The sequence below is a fragment of the Paraburkholderia sp. GV068 genome, assembly GCF_003058125.1.
Lineage (GTDB): Bacteria > Pseudomonadota > Gammaproteobacteria > Burkholderiales > Burkholderiaceae > Paraburkholderia > Paraburkholderia graminis.
Genome location: NZ_QBUB01000003.1, coordinates 312,636 through 329,635 on the forward strand (window position 1 = coordinate 312,636; position 17,000 = coordinate 329,635).

13 protein-coding genes are annotated in these 17,000 nt (G+C 60.7%); 7 read left to right on the forward strand and 6 right to left on the reverse strand.

Annotation, left to right across the window (positions count from 1 at the left end):
- Window positions 1–63: 63 nt before the first annotated feature.
- Both C8K18_RS09005 and C8K18_RS09010 read right to left on the reverse strand, forming a co-directional pair.
- Window positions 64–1,083 (reverse strand): LacI family DNA-binding transcriptional regulator, encoded by a 1,020-nt coding sequence (locus C8K18_RS09005; protein WP_029970345.1) that lies wholly within the window; start codon window positions 1,081–1,083, stop codon window positions 64–66.
- 334 nt (window positions 1,084–1,417) lie between these two features.
- Complete coding sequence (locus C8K18_RS09010; protein ID WP_258196090.1) at window positions 1,418–2,158, reverse strand: hypothetical protein; 741 nt, start codon at window positions 2,156–2,158, stop codon at window positions 1,418–1,420.
- 540 nt (window positions 2,159–2,698) lie between these two features.
- On the opposite strand from C8K18_RS09010, the gene C8K18_RS09015 reads away from it, so the two are divergent.
- Window positions 2,699–3,463 carry a hypothetical protein gene (locus C8K18_RS09015; RefSeq protein WP_107707271.1) on the forward strand — a complete coding sequence of 255 codons (765 nt, stop codon included), beginning with the start codon at window positions 2,699–2,701 and terminating at the stop codon, window positions 3,461–3,463.
- Between the two features lie 68 nt (window positions 3,464–3,531).
- Here the strand turns inward: C8K18_RS09015 and C8K18_RS09020 are convergent, their stop codons facing one another.
- Complete coding sequence (locus C8K18_RS09020) at window positions 3,532–4,524, reverse strand: NAD-dependent epimerase/dehydratase family protein (protein WP_107707272.1); 993 nt, start codon at window positions 4,522–4,524, stop codon at window positions 3,532–3,534.
- A gap of 78 nt (window positions 4,525–4,602) precedes the next feature.
- Here C8K18_RS09020 and C8K18_RS09025 point away from each other — a divergent pair, with 78 nt between their 5' ends.
- Complete coding sequence (locus C8K18_RS09025) at window positions 4,603–5,490, forward strand: LysR family transcriptional regulator (protein ID WP_053857591.1); 888 nt, start codon at window positions 4,603–4,605, stop codon at window positions 5,488–5,490.
- Window positions 5,491–5,547: 57 nt separating this feature from the next.
- On the opposite strand, the gene C8K18_RS09030 is transcribed toward C8K18_RS09025, so the two are convergent.
- Together C8K18_RS09030 and C8K18_RS33070 are read right to left on the reverse strand one after the other, a co-directional pair.
- Window positions 5,548–6,666 (reverse strand): glycosyltransferase, encoded by a 1,119-nt coding sequence (locus tag C8K18_RS09030; protein ID WP_107707273.1) that lies wholly within the window; start codon window positions 6,664–6,666, stop codon window positions 5,548–5,550.
- A gap of 129 nt (window positions 6,667–6,795) precedes the next feature.
- Complete coding sequence (locus C8K18_RS33070) at window positions 6,796–7,107, reverse strand: hypothetical protein (RefSeq protein WP_132384550.1); 312 nt, start codon at window positions 7,105–7,107, stop codon at window positions 6,796–6,798.
- A gap of 404 nt (window positions 7,108–7,511) precedes the next feature.
- Between C8K18_RS33070 and C8K18_RS09035 the strand changes: the two genes are divergently transcribed.
- The 4 genes from C8K18_RS09035 to C8K18_RS09050 all read left to right on the forward strand — a co-directional run bounded on the left by C8K18_RS09035 (window position 7,512) and on the right by C8K18_RS09050 (window position 12,671).
- Entirely contained in the window at window positions 7,512–9,074 is a 1,563-nt protein-coding gene (locus tag C8K18_RS09035; protein ID WP_107707274.1) for a hypothetical protein, read from the forward strand.
- 210 nt (window positions 9,075–9,284) lie between these two features.
- Window positions 9,285–10,148: a neutral zinc metallopeptidase gene (locus tag C8K18_RS09040; RefSeq protein WP_053857588.1), complete on the forward strand. Its 864-nt coding sequence runs from the start codon at window positions 9,285–9,287 to the stop codon at window positions 10,146–10,148.
- Window positions 10,149–10,525: 377 nt separating this feature from the next.
- Entirely contained in the window at window positions 10,526–11,863 is a 1,338-nt protein-coding gene (oxlT, locus tag C8K18_RS09045; RefSeq protein ID WP_006047786.1) for an oxalate/formate MFS antiporter, read from the forward strand.
- 175 nt (window positions 11,864–12,038) lie between these two features.
- Window positions 12,039–12,671, forward strand: a complete 633-nt coding sequence (locus C8K18_RS09050; protein WP_107707367.1) for an FMN-binding negative transcriptional regulator — start codon at window positions 12,039–12,041, stop codon at window positions 12,669–12,671.
- Between the two features lie 75 nt (window positions 12,672–12,746).
- On the opposite strand, the gene C8K18_RS09055 is transcribed toward C8K18_RS09050, so the two are convergent.
- The gene (locus C8K18_RS09055; protein ID WP_107707275.1) at window positions 12,747–15,053 is read right to left on the reverse strand and encodes a hypothetical protein; all 2,307 of its coding nucleotides are present in this window, start codon (window positions 15,051–15,053) and stop codon (window positions 12,747–12,749) included.
- A 1,035-nt stretch (window positions 15,054–16,088) separates the two neighbouring features.
- On the opposite strand from C8K18_RS09055, the gene C8K18_RS09060 reads away from it, so the two are divergent.
- Window positions 16,089–16,745: a hypothetical protein gene (locus C8K18_RS09060; protein ID WP_053857584.1), complete on the forward strand. Its 657-nt coding sequence runs from the start codon at window positions 16,089–16,091 to the stop codon at window positions 16,743–16,745.
- Window positions 16,746–17,000: the final 255 nt, after the last annotated feature.

The window sequence follows — 17,000 nt, forward strand, 5'->3', positions numbered from 1 at the left end:
CCATGCGCCGGGCACCGCATTTCGGCTCTGGCAGATCAGAAGTCGATCCGCGTGTCGCGAGCGTCAGGCATGCGCATTCTCACGAAGATAAATCCGGGTTTCCGGCGTGGGGATGGCAAGCGCTCCCCGAACGTCGTTAAGAAAATTAATCGCGGCGAGCCCCGCCCAATGAACAATGCCGCGCACGTCCTGACCGAGTATCACGTCGATCGCGCGTTCCGAGAGTTGGGTGCGCGTCTCCGCAGTGCATTCGTGGCCAATCAGGACGAGGTGAGCCTTGTCGCCGGACTCCTGCAATGCCGCTGCAATGCCGGAGATGCCGCCGCCCGTCACATACACGCCGACCAGATCTGCATGGCGCGCACGTAGGCCCTGTACCGCGAGGCCGGCACCATCGTCGTCTTCGGCGAAGTCCGGTTCGGCGATCCAGCGCAGGTTGCGGAAGTCCTCCTCCAGCACTTGCGAAAAGCCGGTGCGGCGTTCCACCTGGTCATGCAGACGCGACGATCCCGATAGCACGGCTACCGTGCCGAGCTTCGCGCAAAGGAAGCGCCCCATCAGTAGTCCTGCCGTGCGTCCGGCAATCCGGTTGTCGACACCCACATACGCGGCGCGCCGGCTCGCAGGCAAATCGGAGAACACGGTGACGACCGGCACCTGAGCGTCGCTCATCTCTTCGATGAAACGCTCAACCCACGGATAGTCCAGAGGCGCGAGCACGAGCGCGTCGTAGTCGATCACTTCGGCGGCGAACGCCGCGGTCTCGCGTTGGCTGGAAAAATCGCAGCGGTAAAACGAGGGGATGATGCGGTGCTCGCGAAAGAAGCTGGCCGACAGCGCAATATCGCGCTCGACGTGATCGAGGAAGCGGGAGTTCACTTGCGGCAGCACGAACGCGACCCGGAACGAGTTGACCTTTGCCGGCCGGCCACGGCTCGCCCGCTCGTCACGCAGATTCGCGAGTGCAAGATGCACGCGTTCGGCCGTTTCCGGACGCACAGCCTGATCGTCGCGCAGGACACGATCGACCGTAGCCACGCTGACGCCAGCCCGACGCGCAATCATCGTACGAGTAGCCGGCATGGGTCTCCTCCGGTGCCGAGCGAAAGAATTATTTTGTTTTACTGAAGGTAGTTTTTCCCACGAAAAATGCAAGCTTTTTCGCCGCGGAAAAAGCGTCATCGGTTTGATGGACGTGAACGCGGTGGTCTCTGGTAGCGCCAGCAAGTGCGACGGTCGACGCAGCGGGCCTACAGATCGGGGGATCGCAGGGAAAGTCGATGGCGTGCGGCGGCTATTAGCGCCCGAGGAGAACCCCGGCCAACTGTCGTGTCGACCGCGGTATGGGTATTGGGTGAGTGTTTAGAAAAAGAGGAACTCTCGGTCGTGAGTCAGGACTCATCCTGCCTTTAGGCTTTTAATCGCCGGAGCCATTTCGAACTTCGCGAACCGGACGTCCGACACGGTCGGACGGCGCGGAATTCCTGTGATGAGCCCACTCACGCAGCTTATCCAGTGCGCCGCCTGAATGCGGGTTAGCAAAGTGAAACAGGACCGTCGACCTGATGCTATGCGGCAGACAAGCCTGATTCGCGTGGAGCGATCGCATTCCCCAGAAAAAATACATGTTGCCTGGCTCGAGCGGTACGACGCGTGCGCCGAGCGCGCGCTGCACGCTTTCGGCTGCAAGTACCCGGCGCACCAGCGAGTTTTGCACTACGGCTTTCTCGACCAGGTTGATCACCGATGAAGAGCGGATCTTGCGCAGGTTCGGATACATCACGAGGTCGCCGCGCGGCTCGTTCGGGCCGTTTGGAATGATCAGCGGCAAGAGCGCGGTGACGACGTAGGTGTCGTAGTGGAACAGGTTTGATGCCTTGAGTCCGAGATCACCCGACAGCACCCGAAGCGCGGAGACGATATCGATGTCGGGCACGGCTCGCCCGGTGCCGCGCCGGTACAGTCCGGCGAGTATTCGGCGCAGGTCGGGCGAATCACCGAATGCCGCGAGCGGCGAGGCGTCGAGCCAGGGATGGCCGGCATAGATGAAATGCTGGCGCTGATGCTTGTCCAGTTCGCGCTGGACATAATCGCTCGCCATTGCAAGTTCAACGGGTGAAAGGACATCGTGAAGTGCGCTTATGCCGACCGCGTCCATCTCACGGCTCAATGCGTCGAGGCTTTCATCGGTCACCTGCTTCAATCTGGAGTCCAGAATTTGATCGGGCGGACTTTCCATGATTCCTCACACAAGGTTGTCGCAGGATAGATACGTCGTGTTTTTTCCGAATCGTCCAATTTTGCCTACAGTGTGTCATGCGCCGACTATGAGTTATGTGCGACAGAGCATATGGCGGTTCACGTTCACGTTAAAGAACATCGCGTTCTGCGACTAGTTTTGCGCCCGTGTGCTGAAGGTTGCTTGCCAGGAGCATTCCCGCACGGTGAACTACCGGATAGCCGGCACCGATGTTAAGCACGAGGGGAATGAGATCCAGGCTCCTGAAGCCGACAATAGTGGCGGATGTGAATTCCGTTCATAGCTCTTTCGGTTCTCGCCACACGCTGCCCGAATCGCTCAGCATATTCGCGCAAAGTATTGCGCGCCGACACGCTCTTTTATTAGCGATAGCCCGCGATGTGATCTAAGATCGAAAGAACGTGCGTGCTAAACAGCCTTCTCAATAGGAGATATCCAATGGCAGCATTCGTCGATCATCCGGCGATTTTGTTTCTGGTTCTCTTCGTTTTATTCATTGCGGCAGTTGCATTCGGGGTGTTTGTCTTGCGCCGTCTATCTCCATTGCATGAAGACGAACGCGACGATTTCAGCGCTGTCCAGGGCGCCACGCTCACGTTGTTGGCTTTATTGATCGGTTTCAGTATTTCCATGGCGGTGAACCGCTATGACCAGCGAAAAGTCCTTGAAGAGGCAGAGGCAAACGCAATCGGTACGGAATTCGCAAGGGCCGATTTGACGGAGCCAAACATCCGCGACGAGATGAAGGCCGCATTGATCCAATACACCCGCTTGAGGCTGACAGAGTTTCGGACCCGCGATCACGCCGAGCGCAAACAACTCGACGGTGAACTCGCAGCGCTACAGTCGAAATTGTGGCTGCAGGCAACCCACGTTGGAAAAAGTCAGCCCACGCCCATCGGGGCGCTCGTCGTTGCGGGCATGAATGACGTGCTCAATTCGCAGGACTATTCAGAGGCCGCAAGAATCAATCATATTCCGCTCGGCGCATGGGTTTTGATGATCGTGATCGCAGTTTTCGGATGTGCGGTTCAGGGTTATGGCGCCAAAGGGAAGCGCCGTACTGCACTGCTCATGACTATTCTGCCCGTGACGATCTCATTGTCACTCGCCCTGATTGCCGACATAGACAGTCCGCGCGGCGGGATCATCCGCGTGCAACCGCAGAACCTGGCGAGGCTTCTCCAGTCGCTGGAAAAGTAGTGGCTGGTTCTGACAGCCTGCTTATTCAGATTGGAATGCGCGACAAGTAGTACCGCTGGTTCGTGCTATTAGCTAATGCAGCCCAAACCCGCAAGCGTCGCTTCCACTGCCTCGTCGATTGGCGTATTCGGCTCGTGCCCTAACGCAGCGATCAATCGGGTGTTTCGCATCCGGACAGGCGTTTGCCACAAATAGCGCATCTCGCCCAATTCGCGAAACGTCGCATTAAACGGTGACGCGAGCTTGACGAGCGCCCACGGAAATCCGCCGACGCCCGGTTCTCGCCCCGTGCGCCGCGCCACGACTCTGCGAATGGCCGCCACGAGTTGAGTACCGTCCTCGTCCCAGTGGCCACCCATATGAAAGCGCGCGAAAGGCTCCAGCGTGTCGCGCCGCGCAAGCAGCTCGAGCATCGTATGCGCTACGTCAGGCAAATAAGACCACTGATGGCCGACGCCGCGCGCGCCCGGATAACTGACCTTTGCGACGGGCTTTCCCGGTTTGACGAGACCCTGCGAAAACCAGTTATTGCGCGCTCGCGGGCCGAAGAAATCACCCGCTCGCACAATCAACGCGCGCAACCCTTCTGTGGTCGCGCGTTGCAGCCGAGCCTCCATTTGCACGCGAATTGCGCCTTTCTTTGTCACCGGATGCTGAGGCGCATCTTCATCGAGCAGCGCAAACGCGTCCGGCCCATAGTTGTACACCGTGCCCGGCAGCACGATCGTTGCGCCTACCGCTTTCGCGGCCACGATGGTGTTATCCAGCATCGGCAGAACAAGCTGTTCCCAGCGCCTGTAGCCCGGTGGATTGACCGCATGCACGATGACCGACGCGCCTTGCGCCGCGCGCAGCACGTCCGCATGATTCATCGCGTCGCCCTCCACCCATTCGATGCCGTCCGTGCGCGGTCTTAATGCACTCGACGCACTCGACGACCGCTGCATCGCCCGCACATGCCAGCCTGCTGCAAGCAGTTGCCGCGCAAGTTCCCCGCCGATGCCGCCCGTTGCGCCAAGTACGAGTACCGTTTCATGTGCCACGTCAGTTGCTCCATTCATATTTCGATGAAGCCATTCTCCGACTTTTACTGGCACAATAAAACTAGCGAACTCCGTTGACCCGATATACAAAATTGCATGGCTGACAACATTGGTTGGGAACTGTATCGCACGCTGCTTGCAGTGCTGCAAGAAGGCTCATTGTCGGGCGCCGCGCGCTCACTCGGCATCACGCAGCCCACGGCGGGCCGTCATATCGAAGCGCTCGAACGCGCGCTGAAAGTATCTCTATTCACGCGCTCACAGACGGGTTTGCAGCCGACCGACATCGCCCTCGCCCTGCGGCCGCACGCAGAGACGATGCAGAGTACGGCGGCGTCGCTGGAGCGCGCGGCGAAAAACGACGCCGCCCAGGTGCAAGGCGCGGTGCGCGTGGCGGCGAGCGAGGTCGTCGGTGCGGAGGTGCTGCCGCCCATCATTGCGGCGCTTCGCGAGCGCTATCCGCAACTCGTCGTCGAGCTGGTGCTCTCCAATCGCGTGGAAGATCTGCTCAAGCGCGAGGCCGATGTCGCCGTGCGCATGATGCGGCCGAAGCAGACGCAGCTCGTCGCCCGGCGCATCGGCAACATCGAGCTCGGCCTGCATGCGCGGCGCGATTACCTCGCGAAACACGGAACGCCGCGCAACGCGGCCGCACTGTGGGAACACGCGATCATCGGCTACGACAGGCCGAGCGCGTTCGTGCGGGATGCCAGCAAGGCCTTTCCAGGGTATTCGCGCGCGGGTCTGTCGATTCGCACGGACAACGACCTCGCGCAGCTCGCACTGATTCGCGCGGGTGCCGGCATCGGTGTGTGTCAGGTCGCGCTTGCGCGTCGCGACAAGTCGCTGGTTCGCGTGCTGCCGAAGCTCGTCGCGCTACGGCTCGATACATGGGTGACCATGCACGAGGATCTGCGCAGCAGTCCGCGTTGCCGCGCGACGTTCGATGCGCTCGTCGAAGGACTCACGGGCTATGTGCGGTAGTCCTTGGAGGCGTCGGGATTGTCATGCGTTATGGGCAAGCAACCGCCCGCCATAAGCTCATTCCGTTACCGGCTTTTCCACCGCAGCCGCCTGTCCGCCGACGGTCTCCAGATAGTGTCCGTAACGCCGGCAGCAGGTTTTCCAGCCGAACTCGTCGAGTGCCTTGCGATGACTCGCATTGTTGGCATACGTCTGCCACGACTCGTTGACCGAGCGCAGGATTGCAGGCAGTTCGCTGGCGTCGTTAAAGAGAATCACGTTGTCGAACTTTCTTGCTGCCCATTTCATGAACGGTGTGGAGCGCGCGATCAGAACCGGTACTAGTCCAATAGCCTCGAAGAAGGCGCCGCTGACCAGCATCGAGTCGGCCGAGTGCGGGAGAATCAGCACGTCACTGTCGGCGATGCTTTGCGCAAACTCGGCGTCGGTGAGAAAGCGGGATTCAAGGCGCACCGCGTCTCGCAACGACTTTCTATCGATGATCTCGTTCAGCGTGGAGACGTAAGCGTCGGTGCCGTGCCCCGCTATATGCAACTTGCAATCGGCCGGCCAGACATCGAGCACCGCATCGATCTGCTTATACGGACGGATCACGCCGAGCATCGTATAGAGCGGCGCCGATCGTTCCGGCCTTGCATTACGCGGCTGATGACCGGGCGAGTCCCAATACAGCGGATGAGGCAAATACTGGGCGCGGTACTGCACCTGAAAGTCCGGCGCGTGCACCACGCGAAAATCCGCAAGACGGCGCACGAATGCAATGATGCGCATCGACAGGCGCCGGTTGAATCCCTCCGTATCGTGTACGGCCTGGTCGTGCACGAAGTACACGACCTTGGCTCGCCCGAGCAGCATCAGAGAACAATAGAAAGCGAAAAGCAGTGAGCCGCCGAAGCTCAGTTGCGCAGTGCCCTTCTGTCGCCTGAACGGCCGGTACTCGAGCCAATGAAATACGAGAACATTTTCCGGCTTGAACAGGTCGGCAAAGCCGCCCTTTAACAAGCCCTTGATCGACAACGGAGCAACATCGTAGCCGACCGACCTGTACAGATCTTTTTGAATCTCTATATAGCGGTTGGTCGGATTCGTAAAAGGACACATCAGCACGCGTCGCCGCGGCCGTTTCGCTTCATCGCTTCCATGAGCGCTACTGGCCTCGTGAATAATCTGCGACATTCGACAATCTCCGGTCAGAGTGCACTCGCGGAACAATAGGCGCGAACGTAATTCCGACGTCTTCAATTCCCGTCGTTATGAACGCTTCCAGCGAATATCGAGTGATTTAATCAGTATGTTCAGTCGAGCTTAGCATGCAAAAAACGGCATTGTGTGGCCGCAATCACCTGAAAACGCGCCAAGTTGCGCCCGCGCCGCCGATTCGATGTCCGAAAGTGTGGACCGAAGACATGCGCCCCGGGTCACCCGGATAGCCCCGCCGCCGCTCCAAAAATCGGCACGCGACGAAAGCGGAAAAAACGACTTGCTGCTCTTGGGGTCAAAGCGCAAATAATGCAGGGCGTCCAGTCCCCATACATCAGGCGAAAGCGTGATTTTTTTGGGATACGAGCGTTGATCGGAAACGATCCTGCTTTCTGGCGGAATACGGCTATTTTTCATTTTGAGCCGATGCGGTTCCGGGTAAGATCTACCCCGTTCGCAATAGCAGTCCGCAAAATTTACGCGGTCCGCACGATTCCCGGACAAACGTTTGCGTGAGCGTCCCTGGATGTCGTGGGCCGCGCACGGTGACGTCGGTTGATTTCCTCTGTTGATTGAACCCGTTGGCGCACGCGTTCGTGCACGAGCGTTCCTGCCCGTGCGCGCTGAATCAAGGTTTATTCCGGCGGCTTTAACCAGTTCGATAAAACAACCAGCAAGACGCCTTAAAAGCACGCGGATTTCCTGGACGATCAGTAGTGCCAATAAAAATAACGTTTCGAGTTTCGTAATAAGCAATTAACCAATATAAGAACACAACTTGTCTTTATTCGGGGATCTTCTCGATAGTGGAATAACTCATAATGTTGAAACGACGGCAATTTATTGGTGCGCTGGGCGCACTCGGCGGAAGCGTGATTTTGAGCGCCTGCGGTGGCAGCGGCGCGGAAGATGCAAGCGCAACTACTTCTGGCGCCAGCGCGCAGAAGACAAGCGCGACTGCAAAGAGCGCATCTGCAGACGGCTCGGCAATGCCGCCGGCCGCGTCTCTGATCGATGGCGCGGGCGCTACCTGGACTATTTCGGGCGGTGTGGTTTATCGCAACGGCGCGAAAGCCGGGATCAACTACAACGTCTCGCTCGTGCTGTGGGTCAGCGGCGCGATCTATCACCAGAACACCAGCGGTCAGTTCTATCAGTGGACCGGATCGGCATGGCAGTCCTCGAGCGATCCGCGGCTCGGCACCACGTCGCCGGATGGCACGACCATGCCGTCGGCCTCACGCATCATCGACAAGACCGGCGCAGTCTGGACGCTCACCAATGGCGTGATTTCGAAAAACGGCAAGGTGGTGGGCAACAACTACAACGTGTCGCTCGTGCTCTGGTACGGCGGCAAGATCTATCACCGCAATACGAGCGGACAGTTCTACGCCAATGCCGAAGTCGCCGCTGAATGGCTCGCTTGCAGCGATCCGCGCACTCCCATCGCGGCGAGCGCAGGCAGCTTCTTCGGCATGAACGGTCACTTCGATTACACGTACACGCCCGCGCAGGTCGTGTCGATCCTGAAGGGCCTGGGTTGTACCAGCTACCGCGTCGGCTGCACGGCGGACCCGGCTCAACTGAATGCCGTGGTCAAGCTCGCGCAGGCGTTCCAGTCGGCCGGCATGACGCTGCTCGTCTTGCTCGACCTCGGTCTTCGCGACAGCAGCGGCAAGCTTCTGGCCGGCGAATCCGCCGCCTACAACGCCACTTATGGACCCGCCTTCACGGTCGCCAATACGCTCAAGCAATACGGCGTGACGTTCTATGAATGCGGCAACGAATTGACCCGTGACCGGGCCATCATCATCGATTCGACGAACGCAGGGACCAAGGCACTCGACTTCAACAACGCGAACTGGCCGGTCATGCGTGGCGCAATGCGCGGCATGATCGACGGCGTGAAGGCGGCTCAGCCGGGCGCCAAGTGCGGCGTCAACTTCTGCGTTGCGGATGTCGGTGCGTCGGATGCGTTGTGGGACGGCACGCAACCGGACGGCAGCTTCGGCTATCCGAAGGTGCGCTGGGACATCACGACGTGGCACAACTACGAGGTCTACGGCGACATCTTCAACATCGGCACCGATGGCGCCGGTCCCGGCTTCGATCTGCCTACCTACTGCAAGGCGAGGTACGGCGTGCCGTTCTTCATCACCGAGTGGAATACGGGCCCCGAACAGGCGCAGTCGTACCGCGCGAGTTACATCACTTCGCAACTGGGTTCGTTCTACGCGGCACGCAAGACGCACAACATTCAGACCGTGATGTACTACGTGCTCGATAGCGGCAACAACACGTTCGGCATTATGACGAACGGGACCGCGTTGAATCCGCCGTATGGTGCGTTCACCGCTTTCACGTCGAGCCACGTCGATAGCTGATACGGCGAGTTCCTCGCATCTATACTGCGAATCTGGCCTCCCGCTGCACTCTGGCGGGAGGCCATTTTTTTGCCTGGAAGTGAGCGCAGATCAGCGTCGGCACACGCGCCCCATGCATACCGGCACGCGACGCAGGTATGCTTACTGCTCCATTGCGGCAGTAGACCGCAATGCGTCACAGCCTGTCGCTAGAGAACACGGAGAAACGCCATGCGCCTTGATGATGAAGTGGAAAGCCAGAACGTCGAAGACCGGCGAGGCGGCGGTATGCGGGTAGGCGGCGGCATAGGCATTGGAACGATCGTCATCGCGCTGGCCGCGTCGTATTTCTTCGGCATTAATCCGCTGACGATCATCAACGGCGCGCAAGTGCTGCAAGGCAATGCGCCGCAGGCGAACGCACCGACCAACGCGCGCCCCGCCGACGATGCCGGCAGCCACTTCGTGCGCCGCGTGCTCGGCAACACGGAACGCACGTGGCAACACATTTTCCGCACGCAGTTCAACCAGGATTATCCGGCGCCCAAACTCGTGCTGTTCAGCGACGCCACACCGACGGCGTGCGGCACGGGCCAGTCGGCGATGGGTCCGTTCTACTGTCCGCCCGACAGCACCGTCTACATCGACCTGTCGTTCTATCGCGACTTGCGCGACCGCTTCGGCGCAAGCGGCGACTTCGCACAAGCCTATGTGATCGCGCACGAAGTCGGGCATCACATCCAGAAGGTGCTCGGCATCTCCGACAAGTACGAGGCCGCGCGTGCACGCATGTCGCAAGCGCGGGGCAATGCGCTGTCCGTGCGCCTCGAATTGCAGGCGGATTGTTTTGCGGGCGTGTGGGCCGCGGTCGCACAGCAGATGAACGCGAAGCTGATGGAGCCGGGCGACTTCGAGCAGGGGCTGAATGCTGCCGGCGCGATCGGCGACGACCGGTTGCAGCGGCAATCGCAAGGACGCGTGGTGCCCGAAGCATTCACGCACGGCACGAGCGAGCAGCGGCAACGGTGGCTCAGGCGCGGCATGACGAGCGGCGACATTCGCCAATGCGATACCTTCTCGGCGCAATCGCTATGAGTTTGAGCGCCGGCTAACCAGGAAATACCCGTCGGTGCTATCCCTACAAACAAAAAACTAACATTACATTTCACTTTCGACTATAAAGGCAAGGCACGCGGTGAACAGCCTTGTCTCACTGCCTGCCCTCAGCCCGCCGGCCTTGCCGGCGGGCTTTTTTTGACTCTTTCGAATGAGTCGGCAGCATTCCTTCGTTTTCCTTTCTTATCACAAAAGACGTCGTCAGAACGTCGGGTTTCTTTCGCTTGACTTACTTGATATATCACATACTGTATCGATTCGACCACCGACTTCAAGACGCGTTAAAGACGTCCAACGGTTGTCCGCGGAGCGTGGCGTCCGCAATCACAAGACAAGGCATGTCAAAGGAGACAGCGATGGAAACGGATCACCAGAAGGGAGCGTCGTGGGTAGCGTCACCGTGGGTGCAACTCGTGTTCGGCGTCATCTGTATGGCGATGATTGCGAACATGCAGTACGGCTGGACTTTGTTCGTCAATCCGATCAACGAAAAATACCAATGGGGCCGTGCTGCGATCCAGGTCGCGTTCACGATCTTCGTCGTGACCGAAACATGGCTCGTGCCGGTTGAAGGCTATCTCGTCGACAAATACGGGCCGCGTCCGGTGGTGGTCGGAGGCGGCCTGCTGTGCGCGATCGCGTGGGCGCTCAACTCGGTCGCCGGATCGCTGCCCGTGCTTTACATTGCCGCGGCGATCGGCGGCGTGGGCGCGGGCGCGGTCTACGGCACTTGCGTCGGCAACGCGCTGAAGTGGTTTCCAAACCGCCGCGGCCTCGCTGCGGGGATCACCGCAGCGGGCTTCGGCGCGGGATCGGCGGCGACCGTCATTCCGATTTCGAACATGATCAAAAGCAGCGGCTATGAAGCGACTTTCCTGTGGTTCGGTCTCGGCCAGGGAATCATCGTAGTCGCGCTCGGGCTTGCGCTGCTCGCGCCGCCGGCCAGTCTGCTCGCGTCGGCGAAGAGCGCCCTCAAGCGCGTCGTCTATAACGCGACGCCGCGCGAAGTGGTGAGCTCGCCAATATTCTGGGTGATGTACCTGATGTTCGTGATGATGGCCGCAGGCGGTCTGATGGCGACCGCGCAACTCGGGCCGATTGCGAAAGACTTCGGCCTGCACGATTCGCCCGTTTCGTTGCTCGGCCTGACCTTGCCGGCGCTGACGTTTGCATTGACGATCGACCGCGTATTGAACGGTCTGACGCGCCCGTTCTTCGGCTGGATCTCGGATCGCATCGGCCGCGAAAACACGATGTTTCTTGCGTTCGCGATCGAAGCGGTCGGCATTCTCGCGCTGTCGAAATACGGCCAGAGTCCGGTCGCGTTCGTCGTGCTGACCGGCATCGTGTTCTTTGCATGGGGCGAAATCTACAGCCTGTTCCCCGCGACCTGCGGCGACACGTACGGCCCGAAATTCGCCGCCACGAATGCAGGATTGTTGTACACGGCGAAGGGCACGGCCGCGTTGCTGGTGCCGTTCACGAGCGTGATCACCGCGGCAACCGGCAACTGGCATGCGGTCTTCATGCTTGCGTCAGGCATGGCGGCCGCGGCCGCGCTGCTCGCGCTATTCGTGCTCAAGCCGATGCGCCGCGCACATGCCGCGCGGCACGCGAGCCCTGCAACGGAAAGCGTCTATAGCGGCGGCTCATTGATCAGCGAATCGGCACGCGTGTCTGCCGATGGCGGTTGACGGAAGTTGTATCGAACGCACGGGCGGCATCGCGCGCGTCGGTAACGGCGCGCGCCGCCGCTTTTGGCCCAAGTTTCTGGCCCAAGCTTCTGGCCCAATAAAGTCGACGGAAGCTGGCTCTTCAGGATTGACCCGTTTCGGCGCACACTGCGTGCACGAACTCAACGGAGCAATCATGTACGTCCCAGCCCATTTCAACGAAGCACGCAAAGACGTGCTGCACACGCTCATCGCGCAGAATCCGTTCGGCACGCTGATTACTCACGGCGCGAACGGCCTCGACGCGAATCACATTCCGTTCGAGTTGGCGTCTAACGAAGGCGAGTTCGGCGTGCTGCACGCTCACGTGGCGCGCAATAACCCACTTTGGCAGGACGTGGCCAATGGCGACGAAACGCTGGTCGTGTTCCGTGCCGGCGACGCGTATGTTTCGCCGACCTGGTATCCGAGCAAGCACGAAGCGCACAGACAGGTGCCGACGTGGAACTACGTCGTCGTGCACGCGCATGGGCGCATCACGATTCGCGACGATGAGAAGTACGTGCGGGGCGTCGTCGCGCGCCTCACGCGTACGCATGAGGCAGGCGAAACGCAGCCGTGGAAGATGGGTGACGCGCCGGCCGAATACATCGACGCAATGCTCAAAGCGATTGTCGGCGTCGAGATCGAGATCACGCGGCTCGTCGGCAAGAGCAAGCTCAGCCAGAACAAGGACGCGCGCGACATTCAGGGCGCCGGCGAAACATTGAAGGCGCGCGAGAACCGGATCGGCGATCAGATGCTCGCGTGCCTTGCAGAGAAGCCATAACGCTGCCTGCGTGGCGGCACCCTCCGGACACTTGCTTTATTCCGGAGGAGTGTCGGCAGGTTATTACCCGAACATTTATTGCCCGGTGTAGCCGAGCGGAACCGTCGAGTTGTTCTTCGCCACGGTCGCGTTGCTGGACACAATGTACTGCGGCACTTCGGTAAGGGTCAGCGTCACTGAACCGTTGCTATACGGAACCGTGCTGACGTTCCCGTATCCATCGATCTTCGTCACGTTGCCCGACGTACCGGCATTGTCGACCTGCAGCGTATAGCTCGTCGAATACGTCTGGCTGTACACGCCGCCGCTCGTCGGCCATTGCGCATTGCTGTGCGCCCACGCGGCCGTCACCACCTTGCCGTTGCCCAACTGCTGGAACGCGTACGCGAACGTGCCTGACGGCGCGCCCTTCACGCGGCCCAGCGTGTTGGTGCCGTCGAGAACGCGCGTCATCGTCGCGAACGCCATTGCTTCGGGTTTCGGCGAGAGGTTCGTCGCGCCGAACGCACCCTGGGCGTTGTTCAGATCGAAGAACGAGCCGTATCCGACTTCGCCCGGATAATCGGGACCGTAAAAGAGCGTGGTCACTTGCGCTCCGCCGCCGAGCACGATGATGTGCGAGCGCACGCCGACTGCCGCATGAGCAAACAACTGGTTTTGCGACGGCACGTTCGGGCCATAACTGAGGCCCGGATCGTAGCTCGTGCCCGCTTCCGTGAAGAAGAGCTTCATGTTGGGCTTGCCCGCCTGCATCACCGAACGCAGTTGCGTCATCTGATTGTCGAGCGCATTGGCCTGGTTCGCGGCATCCGGATCGGCGTCCTGCAACTCGGGCGGATGTGCCGGATACGTGCCCGCATTCCAGTAGCCGTGCGTCGACACCGCGTCGATGTAATTCCACAGGCCGAGCGCGCCGAACTTCTTCAGATAGCCGGTCGTGCAGGTATCGCAATTGGCGGCGAACGGGTTGCCCGTGCCCATCACGACCGCGTTCGGATCGGTCGAGTGGATGCCTTCGTAAGCGGCCTTGTACATAGCGACGAAGTTCGCGTCGCTATCCGCCCAGCCAAGGCTCGGCTCCCACGTCACCTGATAGTAGTTCTTCTGCTGATTCGGATAGTTGGCAGCCCGAATCGAACTCGTGTTGGTCCCGACGCGCGCCATGAAGTCCTTGAACTCCGTCATGTTCGACGGCGCGTAATAGCTGTCGTTGAACTGGCCCGTCTTCGAATCCCATGCGGGCAGGCCGTCGAGACGCACGATACGCATCTGATCGGGATTGGCCTTATAGAAAGGATCGAGATCGTTCACGCTCGGCGTGTACGTGTACGGCCCATTGGGTTCCATCGTCGATACCTGGCGGTCGTCGATCGTCCACGAAATGCCGAGCGCACGCAGCGCCGCGATGTTGCCGTTGAAGCCCTGCATGCCGAAGCGATGCTGGTCCTGATGCGCGTAGGCCACCGTGCCGATCGCCGAACTCAGGTCAGGCAGCACGCCGAAGGTTGCAATGCCAGTTGGCCGGGTGCCGCTTTTCGGCAGCGTGCCGCCCGCGGAGCGCAACGTTGCAGTCAGCGCGCCGTAGCCGGCCCACGTCGACTTGCACGACAACGTGTTGGTCTGCACGCCTGAGCTAACCGGGAAGCTGCCCTGCGTCTTGATCGCGCCATTCGAATCCGCGACGGACCAGACGACCGTGTCGGCGCCCGGCGCGTTCGTCGTGATGGCGATCTTGAACGCGGCGTTGTTCGGGAAGACGCGCAGACCATCGCTGGTCGGCGTATCGGCGCTGATGATGCCGTTGGCGGTGCCGCCCGCGGTTTGGGCCGGCGTGCCGCAGGAGATCGCTGCGTTCGTTGCGACGGATTGCGTCGGTGTGGGGCTTGGCGTTGGTGTGGCGGTCGGGGTCGGGGTCGGGGTCGGCGCGGGTGCAGGTGCAGGTGCAGGTGCAGGTGCAGGTGCAGGTGCAGGTGCCGGAGCGGGCGCAGGCGTAGGTGCGGGTGCGGGCGTAGGTGCTGGCGCGGGTGCAGGCGCCGGTGCTGGCGCGGGTGCCGGTGCAGGCGCAGCGGCCGCCCGCATCCAGCAAGCCTTGTCATAGCCATACGCCGGATCAGTTGGCGAAACGGCGCCCATATAGCAACCCACGCCATTGCTGAACGTGCGGGGACTCGTCAGCATCGTCGACGGCGCATTGGGCGGCACCGCACCGAATACGACCGAAGCCGTGCCGAGGAACGAGCACTTGCCGTTCTCCTGCGCGCACAGCTTGTATTGCTGACCCGCGACCGTCACCGTGCTGGCTTGCGCTTGTGCGTTTTGCACACCAAAGGATGCCAGCGCCGTTGTCGCCGCGATCCCAATCAACCTCGAATATCTAACCATTGTCCCTGTCTTGCGAAGAAGAGTTATCCCCGAAAATGGAACGGCATCGGACTGGCCGTGCCGTCTTTGTCTTGTCGGATAAAAAGAAAAAGCGTCCCCCCGGACGCAATGCGGTCCGTCTGAACGTGTCAAACGCGGGACGAGCGAAGACCAGCGCGGCTATGTTTTACGCGCTCATTTAGAAAACAGGACTACAAGAACCGTTTGTCTTTCGTTGTGCTTCCAACCATTAGGATGGCTAACTGACAATGAAAGCCAGTTGTTTTCCCGTCATCGATCAATGCTGTTGGTTGGACACACCGTCTGTCACGCGCGGCACACCCGGCGACAGACGTCAAGCGAGCGGTAAGAAGAACGCAGGCATGCTAGCCGGCGTCGTTGTTACCAGTACTGCGCGGCACCGCAAGGGCACCGGGATGGAAATCTTGCTGAGACTCACCGCGATCCGCGCGCCACAGGTAGTACTTACGGGTGCGCTGGCGGAAGAATTATAAACGTTTCAAAACTGCAACGAAGTGCGCTCACGGGCCGATAAGTAGCGATCCTGCCCCTGCTCCCGATGCTGAGGCCGGACTTTCGCAAATGCGCGGCTCTGCGAAAAGCCTGCCTCGCGATCGCGGCGAAAAGGTAAAACCTGTAATCGTCGGCGGATAGGCGAATTGGGGACGGCGATAGCGCGCCGCGCACGCCGCTTTCCGCCACTACTTCGCCGGTACATCGGCAATACTTCGGCAATACTTCGCCACTGAGTGCCCGCGCGAACGCCGCGTGCCACGCATCGTTCTACTTGCACTATGCTTTTGTGAAGGGCGTCAAACACATGCGAACCCCACGGCGCATGTCCTGATTGGACTGCACCATGGCGTTTTCGCGCGTTATGCAACGCACTGACCTCGCGCACCACAGTGGTACGCTGAGGAAAGCAGCCTTCGCGGCAGTGAACCGCCGTTTGTGCGGCGAGATCCACGCAACCAGAACGCACCGCGAAGCGCAATTGCCGGCGAACGGCTCAACATCGCTGCGGGAGCGACTGCGATGGGATACAAAACCTATACCCTGATGACCTTGATGGCGGTTAGCAACGTGGCCTTCGCGTGGCAGCCGGTCATCTATCCGATTCGAAGTCAAAGCGCGTATCAACGCAGCGTCGACAGCGCGATGTGTTACGCGACTGCAAACAAGCAAACCAAAGTCAACATGGCGCACGAAGCCCAGACGCCGCCGCCGAAGCCGGCTGGGACCAAAACATCGTCGACGGGCGCGCCATCGCGTCCGCCGTTGCCTCCCAGTACTTTTTCCGCGACGCCACCCGGCACCGCGATTCCCGACGGCATGGAGCCAGCAGCACCCACTGCGGCTTCCGCTGCGAAGCCCGGTACGGCAACGGCCGCCGCCGCAAGCAATGCGGCTTCCGCGACACCCGCGGCTCCGGCGAGCGAAGCGCCGAGCGCGACCGCGACGGCGACCGCGAATGCCGGGCACGCAGCATCAGCGACTGCGCCGGCGTCGGCATCGGCGGCAATCGCGGACAAAGGCGCCTCCGAGCCCGCTACCACGGCAAGCGCGCCGGGCGCCTCGCAACCCGGCATGGCCGCCTTGCCGCCTCTGCCCGCGCCCGAGCCGCCCATGACGCGCTACTGGGCCGCCTACGGCGCGTGCATGCAGGCGCGCGGTTACGTCGTCGCACAGTAAGCGCCTGCTGCTGCAAGCATGACTTGCGGCGGCCGCGCGCCGGCTGCCGCAAGCGAATCCGACGCCCGCAACCTCGCCATCAATAACGACATGAATACAGACCAGATCAATACTTCGGGATGCGAACAATGTGGAGCGCCGCTCGCCAACCGCATGATGCCTTGCGCGTCATGCCGTGCGCGCAGCACTCCTTCGTACGGCGCGATGGTGCCGACTCTGACCGTGCGGCTCAACGAAACTCGCCCGCTGCCGCCA

What these genes read in the sequence shown, in the direction of transcription:
- C8K18_RS09005 (WP_029970345.1), bottom strand. Translation starts at nt 1,083, where the DNA reads ATGCCGGCTACTCGTACGATGATTGCGCGTCGGGCTGGCGTCAGCGTG.
- C8K18_RS09010 (WP_258196090.1), bottom strand. Translation starts at nt 2,158, where the DNA reads ATGGACGCGGTCGGCATAAGCGCACTTCACGATGTCCTTTCACCCGTT.
- C8K18_RS09015 (WP_107707271.1), top strand. Translation starts at nt 2,699, where the DNA reads ATGGCAGCATTCGTCGATCATCCGGCGATTTTGTTTCTGGTTCTCTTC.
- C8K18_RS09020 (WP_107707272.1), bottom strand. Translation starts at nt 4,524, where the DNA reads ATGAATGGAGCAACTGACGTGGCACATGAAACGGTACTCGTACTTGGC.
- C8K18_RS09025 (WP_053857591.1), top strand. Translation starts at nt 4,603, where the DNA reads ATGGCTGACAACATTGGTTGGGAACTGTATCGCACGCTGCTTGCAGTG.
- C8K18_RS09030 (WP_107707273.1), bottom strand. Translation starts at nt 6,666, where the DNA reads ATGTCGCAGATTATTCACGAGGCCAGTAGCGCTCATGGAAGCGATGAA.
- C8K18_RS33070 (WP_132384550.1), bottom strand. Translation starts at nt 7,107, where the DNA reads ATGAAAAATAGCCGTATTCCGCCAGAAAGCAGGATCGTTTCCGATCAA.
- C8K18_RS09035 (WP_107707274.1), top strand. Translation starts at nt 7,512, where the DNA reads ATGTTGAAACGACGGCAATTTATTGGTGCGCTGGGCGCACTCGGCGGA.
- C8K18_RS09040 (WP_053857588.1), top strand. Translation starts at nt 9,285, where the DNA reads ATGCGCCTTGATGATGAAGTGGAAAGCCAGAACGTCGAAGACCGGCGA.
- oxlT (WP_006047786.1), top strand. Translation starts at nt 10,526, where the DNA reads ATGGAAACGGATCACCAGAAGGGAGCGTCGTGGGTAGCGTCACCGTGG.
- C8K18_RS09050 (WP_107707367.1), top strand. Translation starts at nt 12,039, where the DNA reads ATGTACGTCCCAGCCCATTTCAACGAAGCACGCAAAGACGTGCTGCAC.
- C8K18_RS09055 (WP_107707275.1), bottom strand. Translation starts at nt 15,053, where the DNA reads ATGGTTAGATATTCGAGGTTGATTGGGATCGCGGCGACAACGGCGCTG.
- C8K18_RS09060 (WP_053857584.1), top strand. Translation starts at nt 16,089, where the DNA reads ATGGGATACAAAACCTATACCCTGATGACCTTGATGGCGGTTAGCAAC.